The 25,164-nt window shown below is 69.8% G+C and carries 22 protein-coding genes and 1 pseudogene; 4 read left to right on the top strand and 19 right to left on the bottom strand.

All coding sequences use genetic code 11. From position 1 onward, the window contains the following. Together Q0Q47_RS10485 and yajC are read right to left on the bottom strand one after the other, a co-directional pair. Nucleotides 1-591, bottom strand: a pseudogene (locus Q0Q47_RS10485) (protein translocase subunit SecD); the annotation flags it as partial. Nucleotides 592-667: 76 nt separating this feature from the next. Continuing rightward, a complete protein-coding gene (gene yajC, locus Q0Q47_RS10480; protein ID WP_293858538.1) occupies nucleotides 668-994 on the bottom strand; it encodes a preprotein translocase subunit YajC in 327 nt (108 codons plus the stop codon). 221 nt (nucleotides 995-1,215) lie between these two features. On the opposite strand from yajC, the gene Q0Q47_RS10475 reads away from it, so the two are divergent. Beyond that, complete coding sequence (locus Q0Q47_RS10475) at nucleotides 1,216-2,097, top strand: ATP-binding protein (protein ID WP_293858535.1); 882 nt, start codon at nucleotides 1,216-1,218, stop codon at nucleotides 2,095-2,097. A 109-nt stretch (nucleotides 2,098-2,206) separates the two neighbouring features. Here the strand turns inward: Q0Q47_RS10475 and Q0Q47_RS10470 are convergent, their stop codons facing one another. The 13 genes from Q0Q47_RS10470 to Q0Q47_RS10410 form a co-directional block, all read right to left on the bottom strand. Next, entirely contained in the window at nucleotides 2,207-3,592 is a 1,386-nt protein-coding gene (locus Q0Q47_RS10470; protein ID WP_293858532.1) for a LysM peptidoglycan-binding domain-containing M23 family metallopeptidase, read from the bottom strand. A 135-nt stretch (nucleotides 3,593-3,727) separates the two neighbouring features. Further along, nucleotides 3,728-4,387, bottom strand: a complete 660-nt coding sequence (locus Q0Q47_RS10465; protein ID WP_293858529.1) for an rRNA adenine N-6-methyltransferase family protein — start codon at nucleotides 4,385-4,387, stop codon at nucleotides 3,728-3,730. 18 nt (nucleotides 4,388-4,405) lie between these two features. After that, a complete protein-coding gene (surE, locus tag Q0Q47_RS10460; protein ID WP_293858526.1) occupies nucleotides 4,406-5,173 on the bottom strand; it encodes a 5'/3'-nucleotidase SurE in 768 nt (255 codons plus the stop codon). Beyond that, complete coding sequence (gene serS / locus Q0Q47_RS10455; protein ID WP_293858523.1) at nucleotides 5,173-6,465, bottom strand: serine--tRNA ligase; 1,293 nt, start codon at nucleotides 6,463-6,465, stop codon at nucleotides 5,173-5,175. Before serS ends, surE begins: the two co-directional genes overlap by 1 nt. An 84-nt stretch (nucleotides 6,466-6,549) precedes the next feature. Further along, a complete protein-coding gene (gene tatC / locus Q0Q47_RS10450; RefSeq protein ID WP_293858520.1) occupies nucleotides 6,550-7,332 on the bottom strand; it encodes a twin-arginine translocase subunit TatC in 783 nt (260 codons plus the stop codon). After that, on the bottom strand, nucleotides 7,329-7,994 hold the full coding sequence (gene tatB / locus Q0Q47_RS10445; protein WP_293858517.1) for a Sec-independent protein translocase protein TatB: 666 nt from the start codon (nucleotides 7,992-7,994) through the stop codon (nucleotides 7,329-7,331). The genes tatC and tatB overlap by 4 nt, the downstream gene beginning before the upstream one ends. 87 nt (nucleotides 7,995-8,081) lie before the next feature. Continuing rightward, on the bottom strand, nucleotides 8,082-8,327 hold the full coding sequence (locus Q0Q47_RS10440) for a twin-arginine translocase TatA/TatE family subunit (RefSeq protein ID WP_367278233.1): 246 nt from the start codon (nucleotides 8,325-8,327) through the stop codon (nucleotides 8,082-8,084). Nucleotides 8,328-8,619: 292 nt separating this feature from the next. Then, complete coding sequence (scpB, locus tag Q0Q47_RS10435; protein ID WP_293858514.1) at nucleotides 8,620-9,354, bottom strand: SMC-Scp complex subunit ScpB; 735 nt, start codon at nucleotides 9,352-9,354, stop codon at nucleotides 8,620-8,622. Between the two features lie 30 nt (nucleotides 9,355-9,384). After that, nucleotides 9,385-10,164, bottom strand: a complete 780-nt coding sequence (locus Q0Q47_RS10430; protein ID WP_293858511.1) for a ScpA family protein — start codon at nucleotides 10,162-10,164, stop codon at nucleotides 9,385-9,387. A 62-nt stretch (nucleotides 10,165-10,226) separates the two neighbouring features. Beyond that, a complete protein-coding gene (gene nagZ, locus Q0Q47_RS10425; protein ID WP_293858508.1) occupies nucleotides 10,227-11,246 on the bottom strand; it encodes a beta-N-acetylhexosaminidase in 1,020 nt (339 codons plus the stop codon). Between the two features lie 82 nt (nucleotides 11,247-11,328). Further along, a complete protein-coding gene (locus tag Q0Q47_RS10420) occupies nucleotides 11,329-12,897 on the bottom strand; it encodes an SPOR domain-containing protein (protein WP_293858505.1) in 1,569 nt (522 codons plus the stop codon). A gap of 136 nt (nucleotides 12,898-13,033) precedes the next feature. Beyond that, nucleotides 13,034-14,788, bottom strand: a complete 1,755-nt coding sequence (gene argS / locus Q0Q47_RS10415; RefSeq protein ID WP_293858502.1) for an arginine--tRNA ligase — start codon at nucleotides 14,786-14,788, stop codon at nucleotides 13,034-13,036. 66 nt (nucleotides 14,789-14,854) lie between these two features. After that, the gene (locus Q0Q47_RS10410) at nucleotides 14,855-16,078 is read right to left on the bottom strand and encodes a deoxyguanosinetriphosphate triphosphohydrolase (protein WP_293858499.1); all 1,224 of its coding nucleotides are present in this window, start codon (nucleotides 16,076-16,078) and stop codon (nucleotides 14,855-14,857) included. Nucleotides 16,079-16,240: 162 nt separating this feature from the next. Between Q0Q47_RS10410 and erpA the strand changes: the two genes are divergently transcribed. Together erpA and Q0Q47_RS10400 are read left to right on the top strand one after the other, a co-directional pair. Further along, the gene (erpA, locus tag Q0Q47_RS10405; protein WP_293858496.1) at nucleotides 16,241-16,612 is read left to right on the top strand and encodes an iron-sulfur cluster insertion protein ErpA; all 372 of its coding nucleotides are present in this window, start codon (nucleotides 16,241-16,243) and stop codon (nucleotides 16,610-16,612) included. Nucleotides 16,613-16,783: 171 nt separating this feature from the next. Further along, complete coding sequence (locus Q0Q47_RS10400; protein ID WP_293858493.1) at nucleotides 16,784-18,808, top strand: hypothetical protein; 2,025 nt, start codon at nucleotides 16,784-16,786, stop codon at nucleotides 18,806-18,808. Between the two features lie 194 nt (nucleotides 18,809-19,002). On the opposite strand, the gene Q0Q47_RS10395 is transcribed toward Q0Q47_RS10400, so the two are convergent. Both Q0Q47_RS10395 and Q0Q47_RS10390 read right to left on the bottom strand, forming a co-directional pair. Next, on the bottom strand, nucleotides 19,003-21,297 hold the full coding sequence (locus Q0Q47_RS10395) for an NADP-dependent malic enzyme (protein WP_293858490.1): 2,295 nt from the start codon (nucleotides 21,295-21,297) through the stop codon (nucleotides 19,003-19,005). 111 nt (nucleotides 21,298-21,408) lie between these two features. Further along, nucleotides 21,409-22,047: a CatB-related O-acetyltransferase gene (locus Q0Q47_RS10390; protein ID WP_293858487.1), complete on the bottom strand. Its 639-nt coding sequence runs from the start codon at nucleotides 22,045-22,047 to the stop codon at nucleotides 21,409-21,411. A 62-nt stretch (nucleotides 22,048-22,109) separates the two neighbouring features. Here Q0Q47_RS10390 and Q0Q47_RS10385 point away from each other — a divergent pair, with 62 nt between their 5' ends. Next, complete coding sequence (locus Q0Q47_RS10385; protein ID WP_293858484.1) at nucleotides 22,110-22,928, top strand: methyltransferase domain-containing protein; 819 nt, start codon at nucleotides 22,110-22,112, stop codon at nucleotides 22,926-22,928. A 260-nt stretch (nucleotides 22,929-23,188) separates the two neighbouring features. On the opposite strand, the gene Q0Q47_RS10380 is transcribed toward Q0Q47_RS10385, so the two are convergent. Together Q0Q47_RS10380 and Q0Q47_RS10375 are read right to left on the bottom strand one after the other, a co-directional pair. Then, on the bottom strand, nucleotides 23,189-23,830 hold the full coding sequence (locus tag Q0Q47_RS10380; RefSeq protein WP_293858481.1) for a bifunctional 2-polyprenyl-6-hydroxyphenol methylase/3-demethylubiquinol 3-O-methyltransferase UbiG: 642 nt from the start codon (nucleotides 23,828-23,830) through the stop codon (nucleotides 23,189-23,191). A 66-nt stretch (nucleotides 23,831-23,896) separates the two neighbouring features. After that, nucleotides 23,897-25,105: a glycosyltransferase family 4 protein gene (locus Q0Q47_RS10375; RefSeq protein ID WP_293858478.1), complete on the bottom strand. Its 1,209-nt coding sequence runs from the start codon at nucleotides 25,103-25,105 to the stop codon at nucleotides 23,897-23,899. Between the last annotated feature and the right edge of the window lie 59 nt (nucleotides 25,106-25,164).

Here is a 25,164-nt window from a genome sequence, read left to right as displayed (position 1 = left end):
GCCCTGGCGCTGGATGTTCGGCTCGGTCGTGCCCAGCGCGTCGACGCGCCGGCGCAGCACCTCGATGGCCTGGTCGATCGCCTTGCGCACGCGCTCGTTCACGCCCGCCTCGGAGACGGTCAGGGTGATCTGGCCGTCCGCCTGCTCCGCGAAATCGATGGTGCGCTGGCCGCTGCCGCCGATGCCGCCGCCGACCGGAACCGACAGTTCCGCGAACTTGGGCATCACCTTGGCGCGGTCCGCGGCGTCCGGCACGCGCAGGCTGACGCCGCGCGGCTGCAGCGTGATGCCGCCGGAAAGGTTCACCCGCTGCTCGCGCAGCACGCGGCGCACGTCGTCACGCAGGGTGTTGATCTGCGCCCGAAGGACGGCGCCGGTGTCGACCTCCAGCAGGACGTGCGAGCCGCCCTGCAGGTCGAGCCCGAGCACGATCGCCTGATGCGGCACCAGCCAACGCGGGATGAAGCCGGGCGTCGACTGCTCGATCGCCTTGCGGGTCTCCGGCGACAGCACGCTCGGCATGGCGTAGAGCACGCCGAGCAGGGTGAGCAGGAGTACGCCGAAGGTCTTCCATCGTGAAAAGCGCAGCATCGTGTGGCGTCTGTCTTTCTGCCGCCCCCGGGCGATTGCTTGGTCTTGCGTCTGGGTGCCCGTGCCGGCACCTCGCTTACGACTTGACGGGCTCGCCCTTGGCGCGGACGTCCGCGATCATCCCGCGGACGAGACGCACCCGCACGCCGTCGGCGATCTCGATCTCGAGCTCGGCGTCGTCGGACACCTTCGTCACCTTTCCGATGATTCCCCCGGTGGTCACCACAGTGTCCCCGCGACGCACGTTCTTGATCATCTCCTGGTGCTCGCGCGCCTTGCGCTGCTGCGGCCGGATGATCAGGAAGTACATGATCACGAAAATGAGGACGAACGGCACGATCTGCATGATCATGTCGACGCCACCGGCCCCGGCCGGGGTCTGGGCGAAAGCAGGCGTGATCAAGGGTTACCCTCCGAAGAGTTGCGGGCTGCGCACGGAGCGCGCAGGGACCGGCAAAATCGGCGCGGACTATAGCCAGCGGGACCGGGAAAGCAAACGGAACCACTGCCGGAACCCCCGTTGCCCCGCCCGGATTCGCGCTCGTTCGGGAAGCGGATGACACGGCACCGGCCGGCGGCTAGGAAGAGCGGCCCCCAGGAAGCCCCGCGCGAGCCCCTCCCGCCATGACGACCGACAAGACCCCGGACCTTTCCGCCGCCACCCTGCTGCGCATCGCGGAGGCGCTCGAGCGCCTCGCTCCGCCCAGGTCCAGCGAGGCCGATTTCGACGCGGCGGACGCCTTCGTCTGGCATCCGGAGCCCCCCAGGCTCGCGCCCGTCGGCAAGGTCAACCGGGTCGAGATGCTGCTCCTCAAGGGCATCGACCGCGCCCGCGACACGCTCCTCGACAACACCAGCCGCTTCGCCAGGGGGCTTCCCGCCAACAACGCCCTTTTGTGGGGCGCGCGCGGCATGGGCAAGTCGTCGCTGGTGAAGGCCGCCCACGCGCAGGTCAACCGCACCCTGCCGGCCGGGACGGCCCCGCTGAAGCTCGTCGAGATCCATCGCGAGGACATCGAGTCGCTGCCGACGCTGATGACCCTGGTGCGCGCCGCACCGTTCCGCTTCGTGGTGTTCTGCGACGATCTCAGCTTCGATGGCGGCGACACGTCCTACAAGTCGCTCAAGGCGGTGCTGGAGGGCGGCATCGAGGGCCGTCCGGAGAACGTGATCTTCTACGCCACGTCGAACCGCAGGCACCTGCTGCCGCGCGACATGATGGAGAACGAGCGCGCAACCGCGATCAACCCGGGCGAGGCGGTGGAGGAGAAGGTCTCCCTCTCCGACCGCTTCGGGCTCTGGCTGGGCTTCCACAAGTGCAGCCAGGACGAGTACCTGGCCATGGTGGACGGCTACGTGGAGCATTTCGGACTGGCCGTGCCCGACCGCGACGCGATGCATCACGAATCCCTGGAATGGGCCACCACCCGCGGCTCCCGCTCCGGCCGCACCGCCTGGCAGTACATCCAGGACCTCGCCGGACGCCTGGAGCACAGGCTCGACTGAACGGCGCCAAACCCGAAAAACAGAAAGCGGGAGACGCCCGACGCGTCACCCGCTTTCCTGACGATCAGCGATGGGTCTCGCGGTGCTGATCGGATGACGTGGAGGCCGTTCAGGTGCCCGAGAGATGGGGCATCGGGTCGACCGGCGTGGAGCCCTTGCGCAGCTCGAAGTGCAGCTGCGGCGAGGAGACGTTGCCGCTGGCGCCCGAGGTGGCGATGGTCTGGCCGCGCGACACCGTATCGCCGCGCTTCACCTTCAGCTCGCCGTTGTGGGCGTAGGCGGAAACCCAGCCGTCCGGATGGCGGATCAGGACGAGGTTGCCGTAGCCCTTCAGCTCGTTGCCGGCATAGGCCACCGTGCCGCCTTCGGCCGCCTTCACCGGCGTGCCTTCCGGCAGCGAGATGTTGATGCCGTCGTTGGACGAGCCACCCTTGCCGCCGAACCCGGAGATGATGCGGCCCTTGGCGGGCCACCGGAACTCGGTGGAAGGCTTGGCCGCCGCGGCGATCGAGGCCGTGGTCTCCGTGGCGTCGACCACCGTGGCCGCGGGAGCGGCCGCCGGCGCGGCGGGCTTGACGGCGGCGACCTGGGCGGGAGCCTTGACCGGCTCGGCCGCGGGCTCCGCCTTGGCGGTCGCCACCGGCTTCACCGGGACGGCCTTGGCCGGCGCGGCGACGGGCGCGGGCACCGGGGCGGCAACGGCCACCTGGGCCGGAGCCGGCTTGGCGGCGACCTTCTGCTCGGGAACCTTGACGGGCGCGGGCTTTACTTCCGCGACCTTGGGGGCCGTGACCTTGGTGGGCGTCGTGGCCGGCACGGCGGCGGCGACCTGCGCCGCGGCGGGCTGCGCGCCCTGAACCAGCTTCATGCGCGTGCTGCCCACCGGAACCTTGGCCGCCGCGGCAGTCTGCTGGACCACCGGAGCCGCGGCGACCGGCTTGGCGACGGCCGCGACGGCGGCAGAAGCTGCGGGCGGTGCCGTGGCAGAGGCGTTGTAGACCGGGATGAGGACCGCCGTGCCGGCGACGGGCTGGGCCGCGCCGTTGAGGCCGTTGGCGGCGCGGATGGCCGCCTCAGGAACCCCGTAGCGATTGGAGAGCGACTTGACGGTGTCGCTCGCGCCCACCGTCACGGTCGAGCCGCCCTGTGTCGTCCAGCCCTTCGCGCCGGGAAGCGACGTGACGGCGCCCGATGCGGCGACCGGCGCGGCCATTGCGACCCGCGACGCCGAAGCGGTCGGAGCCGGGAGCGGCGCCGAGGCGACGGGGGCCACCGGCGGCAGCGCCTGCGACTGCACGGGCATCGAGGGCGCGGACGCCACGCTCGCCGTCGTCTGCGGCTCCATCCGCGCGGAGCTCCCGAAGGGATTGTTGAAAGGCGTGTCGGTGAACCGCATCGCGTCCGAGCTGCAAGCCGCCGATGCACCGGCGATGGTGCAAACGAAGGCGACGCGGGCGGCGGAATTCAGGAGAGGAAAACCCAGACGCATACCCATGACTGTTCCCGATCGAAACGGACCGTTGGCCCCGAAAGTCCATGGTCTTATTCATGCCTTGTTGGGGTTAAGGAATGGTTGGAACCGGGCAAGAAACGCGCAGAAGCGTTCACCACAACTGCAATTGCGCCGCGCTCAAAGTGCCGCAGCGACGCCTGCCATCAGGGGCGGGCTTGAAAACGGACGCAGGACGTCGCGCGTCCAGTCCTGAAGCGCGTCGCGCTGGTAGCGCACCATGACGGAGCCACCCTCGTCGCGCTCGACCAGCACGACCCGGCCGTTGGGTCCCAGTTGGTCCGCCAGCGCCGCGGGCAGGCCCTCCACGCTCGCATCCACGAGAATCCGATCGTAGGGAGCACCGGCGGCGTGGCCGTGCCAGCCGTCCGCATGCACCACGCGGACGTTGGCGACCTCCTGAGCGTCGAGGCGAGTCGAGGCTTCCAGGGCGAGCGAGCGGTAGCGCTCCACGGAGACGACATCGGCGCCGAGCCGCGCCAGCAAGGCCGAGCCGTAGCCCGTCCCGGTCCCGATCTCGAGGATCCGGTGCTCCGGGCGCACGTCGAGCGCCGTGATCATTTCCGCCATCAGGGACGGTGCCAGCGTCGATTGCCCGCAGGCGATGGGCAGCGCGACGTCCGTCAGGGCGAGGTCCGCGAATCGGCGGGGAACGAATCGCCCCCTCGGCACGGTCTCGAAGGCCCGCAGCACGGCGGTGTCCCGCAGGCCCTTCGCCCGCAGGGCCATGAGAAAGGCGATCCGGGCTTCGGCGCTGCCGTGGTCACGAACCAGCGACATGCGGTCGAAGCCTTCCGGTCAGGGGCGGTCGAAAAGCTGCGCGTACCGCGTCAGCGTGGGCTCGTCGGTCATGTCGATCCGCAGCGGCGTCACGGACACCTTGCGCGCCGCGAGCGCGGCCAGGTCGGTGCCGTTGCCCGGCGCGAACGGCTCGCGCGAGAAGCCGAGCCAGAAATACGGATTTTGCCGGCCGTCCAGCCGCTCCTCGATCCGGAACAGCGCCGACCCGCGCTGGCCCTGGACCGCGGTGGCCACGCCGACCACCTCCGCCGGGGGGCAGTTGGGAAAGTTGACGTTGACCAGGACGCCCCGGGGGATCCCCTCCCCCAGCACCTTCCGGATCAGGTCCGGCGCCAGGGTCTCGCCGCAGTCCCAGTGGATGGCATTCCGGTTCGCCGGGCCGAAGGCCTGGGACAGTGCGAAGGCCGGGATCCCGAGCAGAGTCGCCTCGATGGCTCCGGCCACCGTGCCCGAATAGGTCACGTCCTCGGCGATGTTCTGGCCGCGGTTGACGCCCGACAGCACGAGGTCCGGGGCGGCGTCCTTCAGGATGTGACGCACGCCCATGATCACGCAATCGGTGGGCGTGCCCTTCACGGCGAAATGCCGCGGGCTCACCTCGCGCAGACGCAACGGATCGTTGAGCGACAGCGAATGGGCGACGCCGGACTGGTCCGTCTCGGGCGCCACGACCCACACGTCGTCCGTCAGCGCGCGGGCGATGGTCTCGCAGACCTTCAGCCCGGGCGCATTGATGCCGTCATCGTTGGTGACCAGGATGCGCATCAGGCCACCTTCTCCAACCGGGTGATGCCGCCCATGTAGGGCAGGAGCGCATCGGGGACGGTCACCGACCCGTCCTCGTTCTGATACGTCTCGAGGACCGCGACGAGCGCGCGCCCGACCGCCACGCCCGATCCGTTGAGCGTGTGGACGAAGCGGTTGCCCTTGCCCTCGGCGGGCTTGAACCGGGCATTCATCCGCCGCGCCTGGAAATCGCCGCACACCGAGCAGGACGAAATCTCGCGATAGGCGTCCTGGCCGGGCAGCCACACCTCGATGTCGTAGGTCTTCTGCGATCCGAAGCCCATGTCGCCCGTGCACAGAAGAACGGTGCGGTAGGCGAGCCCGAGGCGCTTCAGAACCTCCTCGGCCGCCGCCGTCATGCGCTCGTGCTCGGCCAGAGACTGCTCCGGCGTCGTCACGGAGACGAGCTCGACCTTGCTGAACTGGTGCTGGCGGATCATGCCGCGCGTGTCGCGGCCGGCCGCCCCGGCTTCCGACCGGAAGCAGGGCGTGAGCGCGGTGAAGCGATACGGCAGCACCTTCTCCTCGAGCACCTGCTCGCGCACCAGGTTGGTGAGCGACACCTCGGAGGTCGAGATCAGGTAGAACCCGTTCGTGGTCTTGAACAGGTCGTCCTCGAACTTCGGCAGCTGGCCGACGCCGTAGACCGCATGGTCCTTCACCAGCAGCGGCGGGTTCACCTCGGTGTAGCCGTGTTCGCCGCCGTGCAGGTCGAGCATGAACTGCCCGAGCGCGCGCTCCAGGCGCGCGAGACCGGCGCGGTTGACCACGAAGCGAGCTCCCGACATCCGGGACGCGGCCTCGAAGTCCATCATGCCGAGGCCTTCGCCGATGTCGAAATGCTGCCTGGGGGCAAAGCCCATCGTCGCGGCCGTGCGCGGCTCGCCGTAGCGGCGCACCTCGACATTGCCGTGCTCGTCGGCGCCGACCGGCACCTCCGGCAGGGGCGTGTTCGGAATGGCCGCGAGCGCCGCGTCCAGCTCGGCGCTGATGGCCTTCTCCTCCGCCTCGGCGGCGGGAAGCGCGTCCTTGAGCGCGGCGACCTCGGCCTTCAGCGCCTCGGCGCGGGCCTTGTCCTGCCTGGCCATCGCCTGCCCGATCTCCTTGGAGAGGGCATTGCGGCGTTCCTGCGAGACCTGGGCGGTCTGGATCGCGGCACGGCGGCGGTCGTCGATCGAGATCAGCGTGGACGACAGCGCGGAGGCGCCCCGGTTCACGAGACCCTGGTCGAAAGCCTGCGCGTTATCGCGGATCCACTTGATGTCGTACATCGCTCCACCCGTTTGTCCGTCGCAGGGCCGACGGTCCGGGAGGCGGATGCGGCCGGCCCGAGGGGCCGGCGACCGTGCCGCGCGTCAGGTGCTGGACGTGGTGTCCTGGGCCTGGCGCTTCTTCTCGACCATCTGCACCGCGATGATGGAGGCTTCGTAGAGGAGCAGCGTCGGGATCGCAAGGGCGAGCTGGCTGATGACGTCGGGCGGCGTCAGCACGGCCGCGGCGATGAACACCAGCACGATCGCGTAGCGCCGCTTCTCGCGCAGGAACTTCGCATCGATGAACCCGGCGCGCGCCAGCAGCGTGAGCAGGACCGGCAGCTGGAAGCAGATGCCGAAGGCGAAGATCAGCGTCATGATCAGCGACAGGTACTCGCTGACCTTGGGCAGGAGTTCGATCGCCGCCTCTCCGGGAACCAGCTGCTGCTGGCCGATCGAGAAGCGCATGACGATCGGCATGGCGATGAAGAAGACCACCGCCGCGCCGAGCGTGAACAGCACCGGCGTCGCCACCAGGTAGGGCCGGAACGCGTCGCGCTCGTTCTTGTAGAGGCCCGGCGCCACGAACTTGTAGAGCTGCGTGGCGATCACCGGGAACGAGAAGAACCCGGCGCCGAACACGGCCAGCTTGATCTGGGTGAACAGGTACTCGAGCGGCGCGGTGTAGATGAGCTTGACCTGGCTCGCGTCGCCCGCGGCCAGCACGTAGGGGAAGATCAGGATGTTGTAGATGTACTTCGCGAAGGCGAAGCAGATCACGAACATCACCATGAAGCTGACGAGCGACTTGATGAGCCGCGACCGCAGCTCGACGAGATGCTCGATCAGGGGGGCCTTGGTCGCCTCGATATCCTCGTGGCTCATCCGGCCGCGCCCTCGTCATCGGTGGTCTTCGGCTTGCGCGGCCGGCGCTTGGGCTTGGCGGGCTCCGCCTCGTCCCCCGCCGCGGCAACCGGCTCGGTGGAGCTCGCCGCGACGGTCGTCGGCTCGGCCGGTGCGGACTCCGCATCGGCGACCACGTCGGCCTTGCGGGCGCGGCGGCGCTTCGGAGGCGGCGCCGCCTCCTCCACCGGTGCCGCGGGCTCGCTGGCGAACGCGGCGTGGATTTGCTCCGGCGTCAGGTCGGGAACCGGCGGCGGCGCCGGAATGTCGAGAATCGGCTGCGGCGCGGTCGCCTGGACGTCGGACGGCGTCACCGGCGTGGTGGTCGCGGGTGTGGTGCTCGCCGGCGTCGCGCCGGTGCCCTCGACGGCGTTCTTGATCTCTTCGCGGATCGTCTGGATCGGATTGAACGTCGAGGTCGAGTTGATCGTGTTGTTGGCGCCGTCGAAGGCCTTGCGGGCTTCCTCGAACTCCGAGTCCCGGATGGCTTCGTTGAACTGCTGCTGGAAGTCGCCGGCCATGCGCTTGAGCTTCGACACGGCTCCGCCCACCGTGCGCAACACGCTCGGCAGCTCCTTCGGCCCGATGACGACGAGCGCAACCGCGCCGATGACGACGAATTCGCCCCAACCTATGTCGAACATGACGTACCGATCACCGGGTCAAGGCGGCCCGATCGCCGCCCGCCCACCGTGCCCCACCGGCCCCCCGCTACGGGCGGCCGGCCGTCTTCACGACGCCTTGTGTTCGCTGGCAGGCGCCTGCACGCCGGCGGCGCGCTGGTCCTCGATGGTCTTGACGGGCTCGGCCGGCTTGGCCGCCTCGGCAGCCGCGGCTTCCTCGTCGCTCATGCCCTTCTTGAAGGCCTTGATGCCCTTGGCCACGTCGCCCATCAGTTCGGACACCTTTCCGCGCCCGAACAGCAGCATCACGACGATGCCGACGACGATCCAGTGCCAGATGCTGACCCCACCCATCACGAAACTCCCAGAAGCGGGCAGCAACCGGACATCCGGCTCCCCGACCAGTTTATTGCCGGGAACCTAAGGTGCCGGTGCGGCAAAAACAAGAACCCCGGCGGGGTCAATTGCCCATCGTGTCGGGCCATGGTTGATCCGCCAGAGGCTTTTCCGGCCGCCGGCCGCGGCTGAAAACGATGATTCCGACCCGTCTCGCCCCGCCTGCCCGGGCTTGGCCGGCCTGGATGCGGAGCGCTGGCGGCCGAGCGAATCTTCTCGGTGTCGCCGCAGGAGGCGCACCCCGCAACGCTCACTCCTCGGGTCCCGCATCCAGCGGCGGCTCGGGGGTCGCCGCGGCCTCCTCGGCCATGACCGTGAAGAGGTCCTCCCCGAGCGGATCCTCGTCCGGGCGCAGCGACGGATCGTCGGAGGGCACCGGCACGCCGAAGCCCGGAGGCAGGCGTCCGTCGAAGAAGCCCGACCCCTTGAGTTCGTCCAGGCCGGGAAGATCGTCGATGCGGGACAGACCGAAATGGCTGAGGAAGGCCTCGGTCGTGCCATAGGTCACCGGGCGCCCGGGCGAGCGCCGCCGGCCGCGCAGGCGGATCCATCCCGTCTCCAGGAGCACGTCCAAAGTCCCGCGCGACAGCGACACGCCGCGAATGTCCTCGATCTCGGCGCGCGTCACGGGCTGATGGTAGGCGATGATGGACAGCGTCTCGAGCGCCGCCCGCGACAGCTTGCGCGGCTCGATCGCCTCCTTCGACAGGAGGTAGCCGAGATCCTCCGCCGTGCGGAACGCCCATTTGCCGGCCACCTCGATGAGGTTGACGCCGCGCGATGCATAGTCGGCCTGGAGGGTGCGCAGAACGGTCGCCACGGCGACGTCGCCCGGCAGGCGACTGGCGATGGATTCGGCCGCCAGCGGCTCGGACGAGGCGAACAGTAGCGCCTCCGCGATCCGGCACGCCTCGCCGAAGGAGCGCGTCAGATCGCCCTCTCCCGGCAGGTCGTCATCGAAGGCCCCGGCTTGAGGCTTGCTCATGCATCCGCCCGATGTCGCCAAGGCGCCCGATCAGGCGGCCCTGGCCTTCACCCACAACGGCGCGAAGGCCTTCTCCTGCTGGATCTCCAGCAGTCCCTCGCGCACCATTTCCAGCGTGGCCGAGAAGGCCGAGGCGCGCACGGTGGCGCGCATGCCCGGTTCGACCACGAAGCGCGTGAGATACTCGTCCAGGACGGTCCAGTCCACGGCGATGCCGACCAGGCGCTCCAGAGCCTGCCGCGCATCGACCAGCGAGAAGAAGTGTCGGCGGCGGAACGTCATCTTCGACATCGCGTGGCGCTGGCGCTCGCGCGCATAGGCGGCCAGCAGGTCGTAGAGGCTGGCGTCCCACTGCGGCGTCTTGGTCACGACGACCGGCTCCGGCATGCCGCGGGCGAAGACGTCGCGCCCCAGGCGGTTGCGCTCGGTGAGCTTGCGGGCGACCTCGCGCACGGCCTCGAGGCGCCGCAGGCGGAAGGCGAGCTGGCTGGCGAGGTCCTCGCCGCTCGGCTCGTCACCCTTGGGGGCCTCGGGGAGCAACAGCCTGGACTTCAGGTAGGCGAGCCATGCGGCCATCACCAGGTAGTCCGCGGCGAGCTCGAGCCTGAACTTCCGGGCCTCCTCGACGAAGGCGAGATACTGGTCCGCCAGCGAGAGAATCGAGATCTTGTGCAGGTCGACCTTCTGCCGGCGCGCGAGCTCCAGCAGCAGATCCAGCGGACCGGCGAAGCCGTCCACGTCGATGATGAGCGCGGGCTCCGCGTCGCCGCGGTCCACCCTCACCGGATCCTGGAAATCGAGCGTTTGCACAAAATTCACCATCGACCGTGGCGTGCCGAACTGATTCGGCCGCTGATTCGATGGTGGGGTTCTCACCCCGTCGCGGCAAGCATGGCCTCGAGAAGTCCACGGGCATCCACAGGATCCAGCGGCTCCGGGCGATGGGCGATCCGCGCCATCGCGGCGCGCGCCCGGCGGCGGGCCGCGCCCCGCAGGTCGGGGACCGCACCGGCGACGGCCACCATCTCGTCGAGCTTGCCGTTGCAGTGGAGGGCGATGTCGACGCCGGCGGCGATGGCGGCCCCTGCCCTGTCCGAAAGGCTTCCCGACAGGGCCTGCATCGAGAGATCGTCCGAGAACACCAGCCCGTCGTAGCCGATTTCGCCTCGGATCACCCGCCGGAACACGGTCCGGGACGTCGTCCCCGGCGCCTTGTGGTCGATCGCCGTGTAGACGACGTGGGCGGTCATCGCCGCCGGCATGTCTGATAGGGTCGCGAACGGCGCGATGTCGCGGGCGAGCAGGTCGTCCCACGACGCGTCGACCACCGGCAGGGCGAGATGGCTGTCGGCCTTGGCGCGGCCGTGGCCGGGCATGTGCTTGATCACCGGCAGGACGCCGCCGGCCAGCAGGCCTTCCGCGGCGGCCCGGCCATAGACCGCGACGGCATCGGGTTCGCCGGCGTAGGCGCGGTCGCCGATCACCGCGTGGGCGTCCGGCAGGGGCACGTCGAGGACGGGAGCGCAGTCGATGGTGATCCCGACGGCGCGCAGGTCGTGGGCCATCAGGCGGGACGCGAGCCGAACGGCCTCGCGCCGCACCAGCGGATTGTTCACGGGAAGCGAGGCCAGCGTCCTCGCCGAGGGATAGGCCGGCCAGTGCGGCGGCCCGAGGCGCTGCACACGCCCACCCTCCTGGTCGACCAGCACGGGCGCGTCGGCGCGTCCGACCGCCTCGCGGAAGGACGCGGTCAGGGCCAGCACCTGCTCGGGCGTCTCGACGTTGCGCCGGAACAGGATCAGGCCCCAGGGGTCCGCGTCGCGGAAGAAGGCGATTTCGTCGACTGTCAGGCGGGGACCGGCGCAGCCGGACACGAAAGCACGGGTGGTCATCGGCCGAAGTGAGCTCGAGGAGGCATGAAAAAGGCGGCGGACAGGGCCCGCCGCCCGGTTGAAGGCAGAAGAGGAACCGCGGTCAGTTCTTCGCGATGAAGCACTGTCCGCCGGCGGCCTTGAGCTTCTCACACAGCGCCGTCGCATCTTCGCGCGAGAGGCTGCCGACGCGGACCCGGTAGATGGTCTTGCCGTTGACCTCGGCCTTGCGAATGCCGGGCTTCAGGTCGCCGAGCTCGCCGGCGAACCGGCGGCCGAGGCGAGAGGCCGTGTCGCGGGCCTCCTGCTCGCTCGCGGGAGCGGCGAGCTGGACGGCGAAGCCGCCCGAGGACGCGGTGTCCGTGGCCTCGGTGGCGGCGACCGGCTGGGTCGAAGCGACCTGGGTCGGCCGCGGGGCGGCCGGCTTCGGGGTCGGGGCGGCCGTGGCGGTCGAGGTCTGCTGGGCGGGCCGGGTGGTCGGCGCGGCCGGCGTGGCACCCGCCGTTGGACGCTGCGGCGGAACCGCGACGGCCGAGCCGGACGTGTCGGCGGTGGCGACCGGGGCAGAAGCCACCGTGACGCTGCGGGGCGCGCCGCCCACGGGGCCGGCGTCGCTGTCGATGATCGTGCCGTCCGGACGCACGGAGACGGTCTTGACCCGGCGCGGCTCGCCCAGGCCCGGCGGCAGGGCCGTCGCCTGAGGCGGCTTCGGCAGCTCGACCGACGAGGCGGGCGGCGCAGGGACCACGGCAGCCGTGGTCGTGCCGGTGCCGGCCGGGGCCGGCACGGCCGGCTTGGCCTGCAGGCGAGCCACCTGGTTCACGTCGACCGGCTGTTCCTCGCCGCCGACGACCTTGGCGCCCTTGGTGTCTTCCGGGGTGCCCTTGTTGAAGACCTGGCGGTCCTGATTCGGCACCTCGACGCCACCGGGGTTCTCCGGCGCGATCTTCATCGGCCCGGTGTCGGCCTTGATGACCGGCGGCGTGCCGCCCGAGGCCACCTTGCTGCCCGACAGCGTGTTCTTGACCGCGAAGCCGGCGCTGACGCCGATCACGGCCACGCCCATCACGACCATCACGGCGTAGAGGCCGCGGCGCGAGCGGCGCGGAGGCTCCGCGTAGGGCGCGTCGTGCGGGGGAAGCTGCCCTTCCGGCTCGTAGACCGGCTCGAGCTCGGGATCGGGCCGGACCGCGTAGGGATCGGCGGCGCCCTGGGGGGCCGGCTGGAACCGGTCGTCACGGGCGGGAGTGCGCAGCGCCCAGGAGGCGGCATCGGTGGCGGCGACCGCCTGGTGCTCGCCGGTCGGAGGCGCCATCGGCGCGGCGGGGGCCTGACCCTGCGGCGGCACGAAGGGCTCGCCCCGGCTCAGCGCGGCGAGCTCGGCTTCGAAATCGCTGGCCTCGAAGCGCTGGGAGGGCGCCGGCGCGGGCTCGGGTGCCGCGGGCACCGCATAGGGCGCGGGCGGCACCGGCCGTGGCGCCGCCACCGGCCTCGCCGCGGGCGCCTGGCGATAGGGATCGTCCTGTCCGACGATGCGCGCGAGCTCGGCCAAGGGGTCGTCTCGGCCGGGAGCACCGGCGGGAGCAACGGGCCGTGGAGCCGACGCGGCCCGGAGCTGGCGCTCCAGCTCGTCGAGATCGATGACCGGCCGGGACCTGTTCTGTTCAGTCATGGACGCACCCGTTGTCTTTCGCCCGAGCGGATTTCACCACGATCGAGCTGCAGCGTCACGCGCCGGAGCGAGGCGGATGGGTACCCGACAGAGATGCGGGTCGACGCTTCTGTCCAGACCTGCATGCCCCTCTTGCTCAACGCATTTCATCCGGAGCGGATACCCCGAGGATACCCAACCCCGATGCGAGGACCGTTTTGACCGCCCAGACGAGCGCCAACCTCGCGTGGGACGACATTCGATCAGTTTCGATAACAAACCGTAAATGCGGCGCTTCTTTGCCTTTGTTCCACAAGCTGTGAAAGTCGCTGGCGAGTTCGTAGAGGTAAAACGCGACGCGATGTGGCTCATGCGCTGCCGCCGCAGCTTCCACCACGCGCGGATATTGGGCGATCCGCCGCAAAACGTCCAGTTCGGCAGAATCACTCAGGGGCGAGAGATCGACGTCGGCAAGCGCAGACGCGTCCGGAATCGATCCGAATGCCTCGGCGGCTTGGCGGAACACCGAACTGCACCGGGCGTGCGCGTACTGCACGTAGAAGACGGGATTGTCCTTCGACTGTTCGATCACCTTGGCGAGGTCGAAGTCGAGCGTCGCGTCGTTCTTGCGGAACAGCATCATGAAGCGCACCGCGTCGCGGCCCACTTCATCCACCACGTCGCGCAGGGTCACGAACTCCCCGGCCCGCTTGGACATCTTCACTGGCTCGCCGTTGCGCAGCAGGCGCACCAGCTGGCACAGCTTCACGTCGAGCTCGGCCTTGCCGTCGGTCACCGCCTTCACGGCCGCGGCCATGCGCTTGACGTAGCCGCCGTGGTCGGCGCCCCACACGTCGATCATCACGCCGAAGCCGCGGGCGTACTTGGACGCATGGTAGGCAATGTCGGACGCGAAATAGGTGTAGGAGCCGTCCGACTTCAGCAGCGGACGGTCGCTGTCGTCGCCGTAGGCGGTGGCGCGGAACAGCGTCTGCTCGCGCGGCTCCCAGTCCTCGACCGGCTGCCCCTTCGGCGGCTCGAGCCGGCCTTCGTAGACGAGGTCACGGGCCCGCAGCGTCTTGATGAGAGCGGCGATCTCGTCCACCGGACCGATCGAGAGCGAGCGCTCGGAGAAGAAGACCTCGTGCCGGATCTCGAGCGCCGCGAGATCGGTCCGGATCATGTCCATCATCATGGCGATGGCCTTGGCCCGCACCACGGGGAGCCACTCCTCCTCCGCCTGCCGGGTCAGGGCGTCGCCGTGCTCGGCCGCCAGCGCGACGCCCACGGGCTTCAGGTAGTCGCCGGGGTACAGCCCTTCCGGAATGGCGCCGATCGCCTCGCCGAGAGCCTCCCGGTAACGCAGGTAGGCCGACCGCGCGAGCACGTCGACCTGGGCGCCGGCATCGTTGATGTAGTACTCGCGCACGACGTCGTGGCCGGCGAAGGCGAGGAGGTTGGCCAGGGCGTCGCCGAACACCGCGCCGCGGCCGTGGCCGACATGCATGGGTCCGGTGGGGTTGGCCGAGACGTACTCGACATTGACCCTCGGGCCCGCGGCCTCGCCCCGTCCGAACGTCGCGCCGGCGGACAGCGCGGCCCGCGCCACGCCGTGGAACACGCCCGAATCGAGCCGGATGTTGATGAAACCGGGGCCGGCGATCTCGACGGCCGTCACGCCGGGCTCGCCGCGCAGCGCGGCGGCCAGCGTCTCGGCCAGGTCACGCGGCTTCATCCCGGCATCGCGCGACAGGACCATCGCCGCGTTCGTGGCGAGATCGCCGTGCGATGGGTCGCGCGGCGGCTCGACGGTGACGCGGCCCCCGTCCAGCCCGGCCGGCAGGGCCCCTTGCGTGGCCAGGGTCGCCAGCGCCGCCGTGATGCGGGACTGGAATTCGGTGAAGATGTTCATGGCGGGCCAGGGTCCGAAACACAGCGAGGGCGTCGCCCGGCGGACGGCACCCGATCCGCGGCGCGCCTATCGCAATTCCGGGGTGTCGTCAAACAGACGCCGGTGTTCCTGCAGGGCGAATCGGTCGGTCATGCCGGCGATGTAGTCGCAGACGCGCAGGGCCAGGGCATCGCCATCGGCCGTCCCGGGCTGCCATTCGCTGGGCAGGAGCGACGGGTCGGCGACGAAGCGGGCGAACAGGTCGCGCACCACCCGGTCCGCTTCCTTGCGGATCGCGACGACCGAGGCATGCCGGTACATGTTGGGAAACAGGAACGCCTTGATGGCCTTGTCGGCGGCCTCGAGGGCGGGGCTGAAGGCGATGACGGGATGGCCGGCGCGGCGCACGGCGTCGGCGTCGGCGGGCTGCAGCGCCGCAAGCCGCCGTCCGCTCTCGCGAATGACGTCCTCGACGAAGCGGGTGATGACGCGCCGGCCCAGCTCGTGGATCGCCCTCCCCCGCTCCAGGCCGGGCCAGGCCTTGTCGATCTCGCCGAGCAGTTCGTCGAGGAACGGGACCTTGCGCAGGTCGGCGAGGTCGAACAGCCCGGCGCGCAACCCGTCGTCGATGTCGTGGGCGTCGTAGGCGATGTCGTCGGCGATCGCGGCGACCTGCGCCTCGGCGCTGGCATGGCTGTCGAGCCACAGCGGGTGACGCGCGTCGTAGTCGAGGATCGCCTTGGGCACGCCGTGGCGGGCGTAGCGGGCGGTCGGCCGGCCGTCGGGGCCGACCAGCGGGCCGTTGTGCTTGACCAGCCCCTCGAGGGTCTCCCACGACAGGTTCAGCCCGTCGAACCCGGCGTAGCGCTGCTCCAGCGCGGTCACGATCCGCAGCGCCTGGGCATTGTGGTCGAAGCCGCCATGGGTCGCGAGGCAGGCCTCCAGGGCGTCCTCGCCCGTGTGTCCGAACGGCGTGTGCCCGAGATCGTGCGAGAGCGCCAGCGCCTCGGCCAGGTCCTCGTCGAGGCCGAGCGCCCGGGCGAGCGAGCGGGCGATCTGGGCGACCTCGATCGTGTGGGTGAGCCGCGTCCGGTAGTGGTCGCCCTCGTGGTACACGAAGACCTGCGTCTTGTGCTTCAGCCGGCGGAACGCCGTGGCGTGCACGATGCGGTCGCGGTCGCGCTGGAATTCGCTGCGGGTGGGCGACACCGGCTCGGGCACGAGGCGCCCGCGCGACAGGGCCGGATCGGCGGCGTAGGGTGCGCGCCACCGGTCGAAGGTCCGCCCTTGTGGGAGTTCGAGGCCGCTCATGGTCCTTCCCCCGCCCTGCCGGTGCATCGCGCCGACGCCCGTCGGCCTGGCCGCGACCGCGGTTGAAGTTGCCGCCTGCGGCACTTACTTTCGCCTCGGGGACTTTTGCAAGGGGCCTCTGCAGGGCGCACGCTCTGCCGTCCGCCGCCCCGGAGATCGCCGATGACCATGCTCGACCAGCCCTCCACCCTGCCCGCCGCTCCGCCGGCCGACGCGTTCGCGGTGACCGAACGGGCGGCGCGCCGCATCCTCAAGGTCCTCGCGGGCGAACCGGCGGGCTCCAAGATGCGGATCAGCGTCAATGGCGGCGGCTGCTCCGGGTTCAGCTACGATTTCGGCTTCGACACGGCGGTCCAGCCCGACGACCTCGTCATCGAGAAGGACGGCGCGGTGGTTCTCGTCGATTCGGTGTCCCTGCCGTTCCTCATGGGATCGACGCTCGACTTCGTCGACGACCTCATGGGCCAGAGCTTCCGGGTGACCAATCCGAACGCCAAGGCCTCGTGCGGGTGCGGCACGAGCTTTTCGATCTAAGCCTTTGATTTACCAGCCCAGCGGACGGCGTTCGTCTCCGTGCCGGCTGCGCAAGGCCGGTTAACCAGTCGCCCCTAGCCTGCTCCGGTCATTTTCGGGCCGGACGCAACTCTGCCATGGGCGGCAGTCATCGTGCGATCCGAGCCAGTCGTCGTCCGAAGGGGATCCATCATGCGTCGCAAAGCAGGCCGGTCGAGCTTCAGGAAACACGCGACCCTCGCGGCCGGCGCCACGGCCGCGCTGGTCGTGGCTCATGCGGGCACGAGCTGGGCCATCCGCTCGGGGGTCGACGCCCGGCTCGCGGCAATGGCCTCCGCCGGCCTGTCGGTGTCCCGCGAGGCGGTCGAAGTGGACCCCTGGAGCGGTCGGGTGACCGTCAGGGGCCTGGCGCTGGCAAGCGCCGACGGCAACACGGTCAAGGCGGGCCTGATCCGGCTGGCGGGAACCACGGCCCTGGTGAGCCCGGCGCTCGCGGCGGGCAACGTCACCGTCGAGAACCTGACTATCTCCTGGAACAAGCTCACCTATTCGCTGCCCCGCCTCGAGGTGGTCGGCTCCTCGGTCGGCGAGGCCGAGATCCGCGACCTGTTCAACGCGAACGCCACGACGCCGCTGCGGACCCGCCTGGCGGCCATCAGCGCGGAGAGCATGTCGGCACCGGAACTGCGCATGTCGTCCGACGTGCCGGAGGCCAAGGTTTCGATGATCTATCGCGACCTGCGCCTGACCGGCATCGCGGCCGGCGTGGTGCGGTCCATGGCCTCGTCGGGTGGCGCCTATGCCTCCGAGGGCAAGAGCGGCGAGACGGCGACGGGCACCTTCGGTGCCATGACGGCCAACCAGGTCGACCTGCCCTGGATGGTCCATGCCTACACCGAGGCCGCGGCTCCCGGCGAGACCGAGCCGAAGGTCGCCTACGGCTCCATTTCCCTCGATTCGATGAGCGGCACGATCCAGGCCGGCGGCAAGACCCTGGGCCAGTTCTCGCTGGGCAAGATGACGGGCCGCGACTTCCGCATCCGCGCGACCAAGGAACCCTGGATGTCGTTCATCCAGCAGTTCGCGGCCAAGCCCGAGGCCGAACGCAAGGACCTGTCCAATGCGGACCGGGCCAAGCTCGTCAACGTGATCGCCGACATGATGGATGCGTCACAGGTCGGCGGTATGGAGGCGGCCGGCTTCTCCTTCACCGGTGGGGACGACCTGAAGAAGGTGACCTTCAGCATCGGGCGCATGGCCTACACCGGCGCCCAGGTGGGCAAGCCCAACGAGGTCCGGCTCGACAATTTCGAGATGAAGATGCCGGACGGGCGCGCCCGGTTCGGCACCATCGCCCACAGTGGCTGGTCGTTCCGCAACACCATCGAGGGCCTGCGCAAGACCCTGGGCCAGCCTGACTTCGACATGCAGACGATCGATCCCCGGGTCCTCATCCCGGAGATCGGCACGTTCACCCTGCGTGACCTCGACTTCGACGTGCCGGACACCTCCGCCAAGACGAAGGATGCCTCCGCCCCGAACATCAAGTTCACGCTGAAGGCGTTCGAGCTCCAGGCGACCGAGCCCCTCAACGGCATTCCCACGGTGATCCGCACGTCGGTCGACCGCATGAACATGCCGCTGCCGCAGAACACCAAGGACGAGAGCCTGAAGAACGTCCTCGCGCTCGGCATCAAGGAGCTCGACCTGTCCTTCGGGCTCGACATGCGCTGGCAGGAATCGACCTCCGACCTGACGCTGAGCCAGATCGCCTTCCAGGGCGTCAACATCGGCGCGGTGAGCCTGCGCGGCACCGTCGGTAACGTGTCCCGCGACATCTTCACCGGCGACGCCATGACCGCCCAGTTCGCCGCCATGGCCGCGACGGTGAAGGACGCCACGCTGACGATCGACAACAAGGGCATGTTCGAGAAGGTTCTCGAGAGCGAGGCCCGCAAGGCCAAGAAGAGCCCGGACCAGCTGCGCAAGGACCTGACCAACGGCGCGGGCATGCTCGTCCCCGCCTTCCTCGGCCCGAGCCCGGGCAGCAAGGCCGTCCTCGTGGCGCTGCAGAAGTTCATCGCCAAGCCCGGCCGGCTGACGGTGAGCGCCACCGCCAAGGACCCCGCGGGCCTCGGCGCGGCCGACCTCATGATGGCGGGCGGGAACCCGCAGGCCATCATGTCAAAGCTCGACGTGACGGCCAGCGCGGACTGAGAGATCGGGCCGATCAGGTTTCCTAGGTCGGACGAAGGGCGCTCTCCCTCCCCTGCAGGGGAGGGAAAACGCGCTCAACGACCGAGAGTCGATCGTACGCATGCCGAAGGGCTCGGCCCGGGTAGGACGCGCGGAGAGTGACGCGAGCTGGACGTCTCGCCCCCTCCGTCCATCCCCCTTCCCGCCGCGAGGCGTCAGCCCGCGGCGGCCTGGTGCGCCTGGGCTTCCACGACCGCCAGCGCGGTCATGTTGACCACGCCGCGCGCCGTCACCGACGTCGTCAGGATGTGCGCCGGCTTGGCCGGGCCGATCATGATCGGCCCGATCGGAAGCGCGTCCGCCAGCACCTTGATGAATTGGTAGGCGACGTTGGCCGCGTCCAGGTTCGGCATGACGAGGAGGTTGGCCTCCCCCTTCAGCGTCGAGTGCGGCAGCTTGCGCTCGCGCACGAGCTCCGAGAGGGCCGTGTCGCCCTGCATTTCGCCGTCCACCTCGAGGCCGGGCGCCTTGTCGCGGATGAGGGCGAGTGCCTCCCGCATCTTCAGCGCCGACGGCGTGTCCGCCTCGCCGAAGTCCGAGTGGCTGACGAGGGCGATCTTCGGCGTGATGCCGAAGCGCGTGACGTGCTCGGCGCACATCACCGTCATGTCGGCGAGTTCGGTCGCGGTCGGATCGGTCCGCACGTGGGTGTCGGCGAGGAAATAGTTGCCCTTGCTGGTGATCAGCAGGGTCATCGAGGAGAGGCCCTTCACGCCGGGCGCGAGACCGATGATGTCGCGGATCAGCCGCAGCTTCGACTGGAAGCGTCCCTCCAGGCCGCAGATCATCGCGTCGGCGTCGCCGCGGATGACGGCGATGGCCGCGATGACGGTGGTCGAGGTGCGCACCAGGCTGCGGGCCGCATCCGGCGTGATGCCCCGCCGGCCCGAGCGCTCGACGAAGGTGGCGACGTAGTCGCGGTAGCGCGGATCGTCCTCGGGATTGATGACCTCGAGGTCCTTGCCCGGCCGGATGGCGAGGCCGTAGCGCTCGCAGCGGGCGGTGATCACCGCCGGGCGGCCGACCAGGATCGGCACGGCGATCCCTTCCTCGAGAGCGACCTGGGCGGCGCGCAGCACGCGCTCGTCCTCGCCGTCGGCGTAGATGACGCGCTTGGGCGCGGCCTTCGCCTGGGAGAAGAGCGGCTTCATGATGAAGCCCGAGCGGAAGACGAAGCGCGACAGCGTCTCCTCATAGGCCTGGAAGTCGGTGATCGGACGCTTGGCGACGCCGGAATCCATTGCAGCCTTCGCCACCGCCGGCGCGATGCGCAGGATCAGGCGGGGGTCGAAGGGGCTCGGGATCAGCGATTCGGCGCCGAAGGTCTTCACCTCGCCGCCATAGGCCCGCGCCGCCACGTCGGAGGGCGCCTCGCGCGCGAGCCGCGCGATGGCCTCGACCGAGGCGTGCTTCATCTCCTCGTTGATCGTCGTGGCCGCCACGTCCAGGGCGCCCCTGAAGATGTAGGGGAAGCACAGGACGTTGTTGACCTGGTTGGGATAGTCCGAGCGCCCCGTGCAGATCATCGCGTCGGGCCGCACGGCCTTGGCGTCCTCCGGCATGATCTCCGGATTGGGGTTGGCCAGCGCCAGGATCAGCGGATGGGGCGCCATCCCCGACACCATCGCGGGCTTCAGGACGCCGCCGGCCGACAGGCCGAGGAAGATGTCGGCGCCCTCGATGACCTCGGCCAGGGTGCGCTTGTCCGTCTTCTGCGCGAAGACGGATTTCCAGCGATCCATGAGCGTCGGGCGGCCCTCGTAGACCACGCCCTCGATGTCGGTCACCCAGATGTTGGCGCGGTTGGCGCCCAGCGACACGAGGAGGTTGAGGCAGGCCAGCGCGGCGGCGCCGGCGCCGGAGGCGACGATCTTGACCTTGGCGATGTCCTTGCCGGCGATCGCCAGGGCGTTCTGGACCGCGGCGCCGACGATGATCGCGGTGCCATGCTGGTCGTCGTGGAAGACCGGGATGGCCATGCGCTCGCGCAGTTGCGCCTCGACCTCGAAGCACTCGGGAGCCTTGATGTCTTCCAGGTTGATGCCGCCGAAGGTCGGCTCCAGCGCCGCGACCACGTCGACTAGGCGCTCCACGTTCTTCTCCGCCACCTCGATGTCGAACACGTCGATACCGGCGAACTTCTTGAACAGGACGGCCTTGCCCTCCATCACGGGCTTGGAGGCGAGCGGACCGATGTCGCCGAGGCCAAGCACGGCGGTGCCGTTCGACACCACGGCCACGAGGTTCTGGCGGGCGGTGTAGTCGGCGGCTTTGTGGGGATCGGCGGCGATGGCCTCGCACGGGGCGGCGACGCCGGGGGAATAGGCGAGCGCGAGGTCGCGCTGGTTGCCGAGCGGCTTGGTCGCCTGGATCTCGAGTTTTCCCGGCCGGGGGAACTGGTGGTAGACGAGCGCGCCGGTGCGCAGGTCATCCGACATTGACGACGCCATGACATGATCCCCGCTGCGGCCGTCCAGCGACCGTCGTATCGTTTCCCCTCGGTGGCCTGGGGCCTCCCTCCTTTGTCTAAGCGGGAGCGTCGGCCAGCGTCCAGACCGGAATTAGTCCGTTTTGGCCCTTTCGCGCCGGATCGCCGCCAGCGCGGCCTCGATGTCGGCCCCCTGCAGCAACGGCACCAGCCGGGCGACCGCCTCCCGGTCCAGCTCCCACCAGGCGGTCTCGACGAGCGCCGCCGCGGTCTCGGCCGCGAAGCGGGTGCCGATCTCGCGCGCCGGATTGCCGCCGACCATCGCGTAGGGCGCGACGTCGCGGACCACCACGGCACGGGCGGCCACCACAGCGCCGTGCCCGATCGTGACGCCCGAGAGAATGGTGGCGCCTGCCCCGATCCAGACGTCGGACCCGATGATCACGTCCCCGCGCGCGAACGGATAATTGTCCGGCCGCGGCGCGCCGGGCCAGAGGTCCGGGAAAGCGAAGAACGGATAGGTGGTGACGAAATCCGTCCGGTGGTGCCCCCCGAGGAGGATCTCGACCCCGTCCGCGAAGCTGCAATAGCGCCCGATCTTGAGGTGAGCCTTCTCGCCCCAGTTGCGAACGCGCAGGCGACCATAGGAATAATCACCGATATCCCACCCTTTGGCGGCCACACCCGCCGCCAGGTGGTCCCGCGTCAGGTTGCCCGCGCCCGATGGGCGGCGGCGGAGGCGGTCGAACAGGCGCCGGACGGTCAGGCTCATGGCATCGCAACTAGCAGTTGTTTTCGGTTGCCGCAGCCATCCCTGCTGACTAAAGACCAGCCATGCACGACTCAGCCCTCGACAAGCTCCGGGTGTTCCGCTCCGTCTATCTCGACGGGCTGGAATCCACGCCACTGTCCATTCTCGACGTCGGTTCGGCGGTAGCCCATCCGGGCCACGACAGCAACCGCAGCGTGATGGAGAACCCCTCCTGGACGCTGCGGGGTCTCGACATCGAGGCCGGCATCAACGTCGACATCGTCGTGGCCGAGCCCTACGACTGGCGCGAGGTGCCGACGGGAAGCATCGACGTGGTCACCTGCAGCCAGGTGTTCGAACACGCCGAGTATTTCTGGATCACCATGATGGAGATCTCCCGTGTGCTGAAGGTGCACGGTCTGGCCTTCATCAATGCGCCCGGTTCCGGCCCGCTGCACCGCTATCCCGTGGACTGCTGGCGCTTCTACGACGACGCCTTCCCGGCGCTGGCCCGCTATGCGGGCCTCGACCTGCTGGAGGCGCAGGTCCAGTGGGCGCCGGCCTACCGCAAGGGCCTGCAGTGGCGCGACGCGACCGGCATCATGCAGCGCCCGGTGCGCACCGCCGAGGAAGAGCAGGCCATGGCCTGCCGCATCGCGGCGGCCAAGCTCAGCGCCAAGGCCACCATCGGCGTGGCGGAGCTGGGGGCCGTGGGTGCCGCCGCCCTCGAGGCGGAGACGAGCGTCATCGGCTCGCGGCAGGGCCAGGGGGCGCTGGAGAAGCGCGCCGGCACGCTGATGGCCGACGCCTCCTCGTTTTCCCGCAAGGCTTTCCTCATTCGCCGGGAACTGCGCTCGATCGGCGAGATCCTGCGCCGCCCGATCCGCGATCTGCGGCTCTGACGCTGACTCAAGGTTCTGCGTCCTTCGACACGGCCGCTTCGCGGCCTGCTCGGAGCGTGTGAAGCTTTAGGTCGTCCAGCTGGCGCCTCCCTCTCCGCGTCATGGCCGGGCTTGGCCCGGCCAACCCACGACTGAGGCGTGGCCCCCGCAAAGTCGTGGATGCCCGGGCCAAGCCCGGGCAGGACGGCGGAGAGAGGTCAATACCCGGACGTCCTCATCCTAAGCAGCCGCCAAAGGCGGCGTGTCGAAGGACGGCGCGCCTAGCGCTTCTCCGCCACGATGGCGAACTGCTTGATCATCAGGTCGTCGAGCGCGCCGAAGGTCAGGCGGGACAGGAGACCGCGGCCGTCGGTGATCGGCCAGGGGTGGGCGTTTCCCGCGAAGGCGAGCGACAGGCCGCCCGACGTGGCGAGCTCGATCGCGGTGTCGCGCACGAAGAAGCGCAAATGCGTGCGGTCGAGCAGGCCCGCATCCTTGTAGTGGAAGTCGGCGCGGGTCAGCAGTCGCCAGATGAACTTCCAATTGCGGATGTTCGGCAGCGAGACGATCAGCCGCCCGCTCGGCCGCAGCAGCGGCGACAGGCGCCGCACCACCGACCAGGGATCGGCGAGGTGCTCCAGCACGTCCAGGCACAGGATGAGGTCGAGCGAGTTCGGCTCGATCTCCGCTTCGGGCATCATGCTCTCGATGTTGCCCACCCAGACCCTGTCGCACACGGTCTCGGCCATGCGCCCGGCATCGGCCATGATCTCCACGCCGCCCGCCCAGGTCACCGGGCGCAGCGAGCGGATGAAGGCCGTCGTAGCCCCCTCCCCGCAGCCGAGGTCCAGCAGCCGCTCCACCCGGGCGGGCAGATGCGGAGCGATTTCGGTCCGGGCGGTGGCGAAGTAGCGTTTGGTCACGCGCCCCCATGCCGTGGGACGCGGATAAATGCAATTGGAAGTTGTTGGTACCCGCTCTCTCTTCGCTCAGAAGTCGAGATACGGGGAGGGATCGGTGCGCCGGCGCGCCATCAGCGCGCCCGTCTCCAGGATGGTCCACCACGACCGGACCGTGGAGCTCAGCCGGTTTGGCGCCCGCCTCGCGGGCCGTGTGGGAATCGCCGTCTCGCAGCCCAGCAGAAGCTTGCGGAAGCGGCGCACCATCCGCGCCGCGGCCTGCACGTCGAAGGGCTGCCGGCACGCGTCCTCGACCGCCGCCAGGAACAGGGCCGACGCCTGCGTGGGCGCGACACGCTCGCGCGCCGTCTGCAGCGCGCCCGCCCGCAGGCGCTCCAGCAGCGCCGGATGGTCGGCCAGCCGGTTCAGCGCGTTGACGGCGGCGTCCTCGTCATGGGTGGGCACGACGAGGCCGTTGAGGCCGTTGCGCATGTAGTCGTCGTGGCCGGTGACGTCGTTGGTCACCGCGGTCCCGCCGCAGGCCATCATCTCCAGCGGAACCAGGGACACGCCCTCCACGAGCGACAGCCGCAGGATGACGTCGCAGGACCGGTAGACGGAACCGGTCTCCTCCGGCGCGACGCGCGTCAGCAGCCGGTCGACCCCCAGATAGAACGGCACGTCGGACTGGGTCATCAACCAGAGCTCGTGGGCCCGGGACCGACGGGCGAGCGCGACCGTCCGCGGCACGTTCTTCAGCCGCATGCGCAGCGGCCCCTCCACGAGCACGCGCAACCGCCCGGGCACGCGCGGCGCCAGCGCCCGGCCTTCGGGCGCATGGACCGCCGGGTCGGTGAACACGGGGGCCACCGCCACGACCCGCCCGAAGCGCGCCTGCAGGAACTCCTGCATCCAGGCCCCGGTCGTGACGACGGGCATGTCTACCATGTAGGTCATGTCCGCCGCGGCCCGCTCCAGCGCCCGGGCTTTCGGCACGAAGCGCGTCTCGATGGACTGGACGAAGTAGACCCACCGCCCGGCGTCGAATTCCGGCAGGGCGTAGACCGTCCGCCAGAAGGTCGCGACGACGACCTCGTAGCGCCCCGCCCGGACCGCATCGGCCAGCGGCAGCACACGGATCGCGGTGTCGCATGCGAGCGATGGCGGGACATCCGACGCCTGCAGGGCCGTGACGGTCACCGACCACCCGGCCGCCGCGGCGGCCCGCGCATGGGCCAGCACGATGGCATTGCCGCCCGTGATCGCGGCGAGCGAGCCGAGGACGAAGCACACCCTCATGGCGAGATCGCCGAGGACCGATCCCCCGCGCGGGAGCCGGGGCGGTCAACACCACTGTC

Source organism: uncultured Alsobacter sp., assembly GCF_945952055.1.
GTDB lineage: Bacteria > Pseudomonadota > Alphaproteobacteria > Rhizobiales > Beijerinckiaceae > Alsobacter.
Note: the sequence above shows the minus strand (reverse complement) of the source record. Positions and strands in the feature narration are given on the sequence as shown.

Coding starts and splice junctions, on each gene's coding strand:
- Q0Q47_RS10475 (WP_293858535.1), top strand. CDS start 1,216: ATGACGACCGACAAGACCCCGGACCTTTCCGCCGCCACCCTGCTGCGC.
- Q0Q47_RS10470 (WP_293858532.1), bottom strand. CDS start 3,592: ATGGGTATGCGTCTGGGTTTTCCTCTCCTGAATTCCGCCGCCCGCGTC.
- Q0Q47_RS10465 (WP_293858529.1), bottom strand. CDS start 4,387: ATGTCGCTGGTTCGTGACCACGGCAGCGCCGAAGCCCGGATCGCCTTT.
- surE (WP_293858526.1), bottom strand. CDS start 5,173: ATGCGCATCCTGGTCACCAACGATGACGGCATCAATGCGCCCGGGCTG.
- serS (WP_293858523.1), bottom strand. CDS start 6,465: ATGTACGACATCAAGTGGATCCGCGATAACGCGCAGGCTTTCGACCAG.
- tatC (WP_293858520.1), bottom strand. CDS start 7,332: ATGAGCCACGAGGATATCGAGGCGACCAAGGCCCCCCTGATCGAGCAT.
- tatB (WP_293858517.1), bottom strand. CDS start 7,994: ATGTTCGACATAGGTTGGGGCGAATTCGTCGTCATCGGCGCGGTTGCG.
- Q0Q47_RS10440 (WP_367278233.1), bottom strand. CDS start 8,327: ATGGGTGGGGTCAGCATCTGGCACTGGATCGTCGTCGGCATCGTCGTG.
- scpB (WP_293858514.1), bottom strand. CDS start 9,354: ATGAGCAAGCCTCAAGCCGGGGCCTTCGATGACGACCTGCCGGGAGAG.
- nagZ (WP_293858508.1), bottom strand. CDS start 11,246: ATGACCACCCGTGCTTTCGTGTCCGGCTGCGCCGGTCCCCGCCTGACA.
- Q0Q47_RS10420 (WP_293858505.1), bottom strand. CDS start 12,897: ATGACTGAACAGAACAGGTCCCGGCCGGTCATCGATCTCGACGAGCTG.
- argS (WP_293858502.1), bottom strand. CDS start 14,788: ATGAACATCTTCACCGAATTCCAGTCCCGCATCACGGCGGCGCTGGCG.
- Q0Q47_RS10410 (WP_293858499.1), bottom strand. CDS start 16,078: ATGAGCGGCCTCGAACTCCCACAAGGGCGGACCTTCGACCGGTGGCGC.
- erpA (WP_293858496.1), top strand. CDS start 16,241: ATGACCATGCTCGACCAGCCCTCCACCCTGCCCGCCGCTCCGCCGGCC.
- Q0Q47_RS10400 (WP_293858493.1), top strand. CDS start 16,784: ATGCGTCGCAAAGCAGGCCGGTCGAGCTTCAGGAAACACGCGACCCTC.
- Q0Q47_RS10395 (WP_293858490.1), bottom strand. CDS start 21,297: ATGGCGTCGTCAATGTCGGATGACCTGCGCACCGGCGCGCTCGTCTAC.
- Q0Q47_RS10390 (WP_293858487.1), bottom strand. CDS start 22,047: ATGAGCCTGACCGTCCGGCGCCTGTTCGACCGCCTCCGCCGCCGCCCA.
- Q0Q47_RS10385 (WP_293858484.1), top strand. CDS start 22,110: ATGCACGACTCAGCCCTCGACAAGCTCCGGGTGTTCCGCTCCGTCTAT.
- Q0Q47_RS10375 (WP_293858478.1), bottom strand. CDS start 25,105: ATGAGGGTGTGCTTCGTCCTCGGCTCGCTCGCCGCGATCACGGGCGGC.